Annotated in this window: 2 protein-coding genes and 1 pseudogene; 1 reads left to right on the top strand and 2 read right to left on the bottom strand. The window is 41.2% G+C overall.

What is annotated here, in order from left to right:
* Window positions 1–632 (bottom strand): annotated as a pseudogene (locus LD39_RS07410) (hypothetical protein); the annotation flags it as partial.
* 36 nt (window positions 633–668) lie between these two features.
* Complete coding sequence (locus tag LD39_RS07405) at window positions 669–1,616, bottom strand: YybS family protein (RefSeq protein ID WP_035544665.1); 948 nt, start codon at window positions 1,614–1,616, stop codon at window positions 669–671.
* A 166-nt stretch (window positions 1,617–1,782) separates the two neighbouring features.
* On the opposite strand from LD39_RS07405, the gene LD39_RS07400 reads away from it, so the two are divergent.
* On the top strand, window positions 1,783–2,598 hold the full coding sequence (locus tag LD39_RS07400) for a histidinol-phosphatase HisJ family protein (RefSeq protein WP_035544664.1): 816 nt from the start codon (window positions 1,783–1,785) through the stop codon (window positions 2,596–2,598).
* Window positions 2,599–2,955 lie beyond the last annotated feature (357 nt).

The raw sequence follows: 2,955 nt of genomic DNA, 5'->3' as shown, positions 1-2,955 counted from the left end.
CAATTATTTAAGATCGATGTCACCTGGGAGTTGATATGACTCTTAGCTGTGTCATCCATCCCCTGGGTAATCTCTTCATAGTTATCTAAGAAGATGATTGATAAGACGGTTTGTTCGTTTTTATAGAGGTCATGAATTTCTGTTTGTTGGGTACGATCGAATAAATAAAGCAGGCGCTCGTCTTTCTTAATGATCGTCTGGAGTTTATACCCATCCACATTAATCCAAACCTCATCCAAGTCTTCCTTAATAGGCGCAATCAACTTATCGGAAATATCCTTCAACGATTTACCTACGATGGTATCTTGGTCAGTGAACCTGTTCATGTAGGGATTGGCCCATTCCACAGTGAAATTATCACTGAATAAAATGATCCCAATCGGCATCTCCAGTAAAGCTTCTTCCCCAACTTTTTTGACCCGATAGGATAACGTCGATATATACTCTTCCGTTTCAGTGATCATATTCTGCTCTGTTCGGACACTATAAAAAATGGATGCAGCAAGGAATAACGTCATCATTAATCCGAGCATCCACTGGTAATACCAAATGAATCCGAGCAATATGAGCGAAATCAAATAAATGATCCACAAGTGACCACTCATTGTTGGTTTTTTAAAAAAATTAGGCATTACTTTTCAGCTCCTACCATCTTATGCGAGCTATATTTATTTCTTCTCTTGAACACGCTTCCTTAACGGAAATCCTATATCAATTATACCCAAGATTCGTACAAGGTACAGCAAGATTTGCGGAAGAAGCAAGGAAAGGACAACAGCTGTGATTGGTATGGCTTTCGACCATTTTTTCTTTTGTGCGTAAAAAAAGATGAATGAAAACCCTTGTAGGGCTATGAGGATCCCCGTCAAGGTAAAGACGTTGATCGCTGCTAAATAAAAAATTCCGTTTCCTTCCATGGTGGCATAGTTCACGATCATAGCAATAAAGTAATACCACAATACGGATGTAGGCAATCGGAAGTTAAGGAAAGAAGAAAATCTGAATTTCTTATTCTCAATCCGATTGATCAGTTTATACGTCAACCATTGGCTGACAAAAGCAAAGGAAATTCCCGTCACAGCTAATACACTCGGGATGATGTCAGGCAGCCTGTTGATTTGCTCTCTGATCATTTGCATCTGTTGTTCTGAATCTTCGCCAGTTAACATTCCGCCAAGCATGTTTTCTGTCATGGTGAACGCTTGATTCAGGCTGTCACGGATTTGGTCCATCCAATTGATTCCGAAAAACAGTTGAGTAATTAAAAAGATTCCTACAATACCAATGATGAAGCCGACGGATCCTACAGCCCATGTTTCATATGGGGAACGCTTTCGATGCATCGCTCCACCTAAGAAAAGACCGCCAATCCCGGCAAGTAAGGTTATAGGAAGAGAAACGACTGTCGCAAACAGTGTTGTAAAGATAATGGAGGCGACAAACATCAATATTCCTGATTTCCATCCATGGCGGTAACTATAAAATACGAACGGAACAGGCAGGGTAAATAACAAGACAGATCCTATGATTCCTGGCATGAAAATAATTACCAATAACAATAGCAGATAAATGCCTGTCATTAAAGCCCCTTCCGTAATTCTCTTTGTGTTATTCATTTCCAGTTACACCTCAATCCCCTTCGGGCGTTTACTAACTTAACTATTTTAACATATTTCTCTCCCATTCTTCTTCCCGCAGAATTATGGAAATGATCTCATTTGGTCGATTCCTTGTTTGTCTGATATGATGAATGAAATCTTACACCAATCAAGGAGGGTATTCATGAGGACAGATTATCACGTACACATGGCTGAGACCGGAAATTTGGATGTAGAGTATTTGAAAACGTACATAGAAAAAGCGAAACAAGAGGGAATTGAGGAGCTTGGAATTTCTGAGCACGCTTACTTCTTTCATGAAACCAGCGACATTCTTTCTAACCCCTGGGTCAACAATCGACGCACACTGGATTTTAAAACGTATCAGGATATGTTCGATGAAGCTGAAAAGGCTGGACTTCCGATAAAAATGGGCATAGAGATGGACTATATGCCAGGTAAAGAGAAAGAAATGGAGTCATTTATTTCTTCCCGACCTTTTGATTACGTTATCGGTTCTGTCCATTGGATTGATGAATGGGGCATTGACCTTGCGATTTACCGTGAAGAATACGAGAAGAGAGACCTCCATGAAGTGTATCGCCAATATTTTGACAGAGTTGTCACCCTTGCTGAATCAGGGTTATTCGATTTTGTCGGCCACATCGATGTCATAAAAGTATTCGGATATGAACCGGCTGACCGCGAATTCCTGCGTGAACAATATAAACGAGCAGCTAAAGCTCTGGCTACTACGAATACTTGTATCGAGATCAGCACGGCTGGTTTACGAAAGCCTGTAGGGAAATTGTATCCCGATCCGGAGCTTTTTCAAATTTGTAAGGATGAAGGAGTTGGAATCGTTCTCTGCTCCGATGCTCACAAACCTGACCATATCGGCTACCGATATGAAGAAGCGATCGACCTCGCCAAGTCTGTGGGATACGAAGAAGTCCACGTATTCAAAGACCGTAAAGCTACTCGTCATCCAATCGGATAATAAGCAAAAGAGCCATCAGCATATCGCCTGCTGATGGCTCTTTTTTTGTGGATTTGTTGCCTTTTATTTTAGGTTAAAGCTCCTTAATCTTGAAGACTCAGTTTCGAAGATTTTTCATGTTTCCGTTGCCTTTGATGGAAAAAGGAGGTCCGGGAAATCCCTCGCTTTCCGTGGGCGTGCGCTGAGCCTCCTGATATGAACGAAACTGTCAACTCCGTACCATCATAATGAGGGTACAGATTTTTTTGACCAACCTTAATCAAAGAAGCGATACGCAGCTTCTCTTTCACTGTCGTCATTGAGCCATCTGGCTACATTTCTTCCTTCTTTCGCTTGTTAACCCTGTCTCATGATCTG

Source organism: Halobacillus sp. BBL2006 (assembly GCF_000786645.1).
Taxonomy (GTDB): domain Bacteria; phylum Bacillota; class Bacilli; order Bacillales; family Halobacillaceae; genus Halobacillus.
The sequence above is the reverse complement of the archived record's forward strand: the minus strand, read 5'-3'. Positions and strand labels throughout refer to the sequence as shown.

Coding starts and splice junctions, on each gene's coding strand:
- LD39_RS07400 (WP_035544664.1), top strand. CDS start 1,783: ATGAGGACAGATTATCACGTACACATGGCTGAGACCGGAAATTTGGAT.
- LD39_RS07405 (WP_035544665.1), bottom strand. CDS start 1,616: ATGAATAACACAAAGAGAATTACGGAAGGGGCTTTAATGACAGGCATT.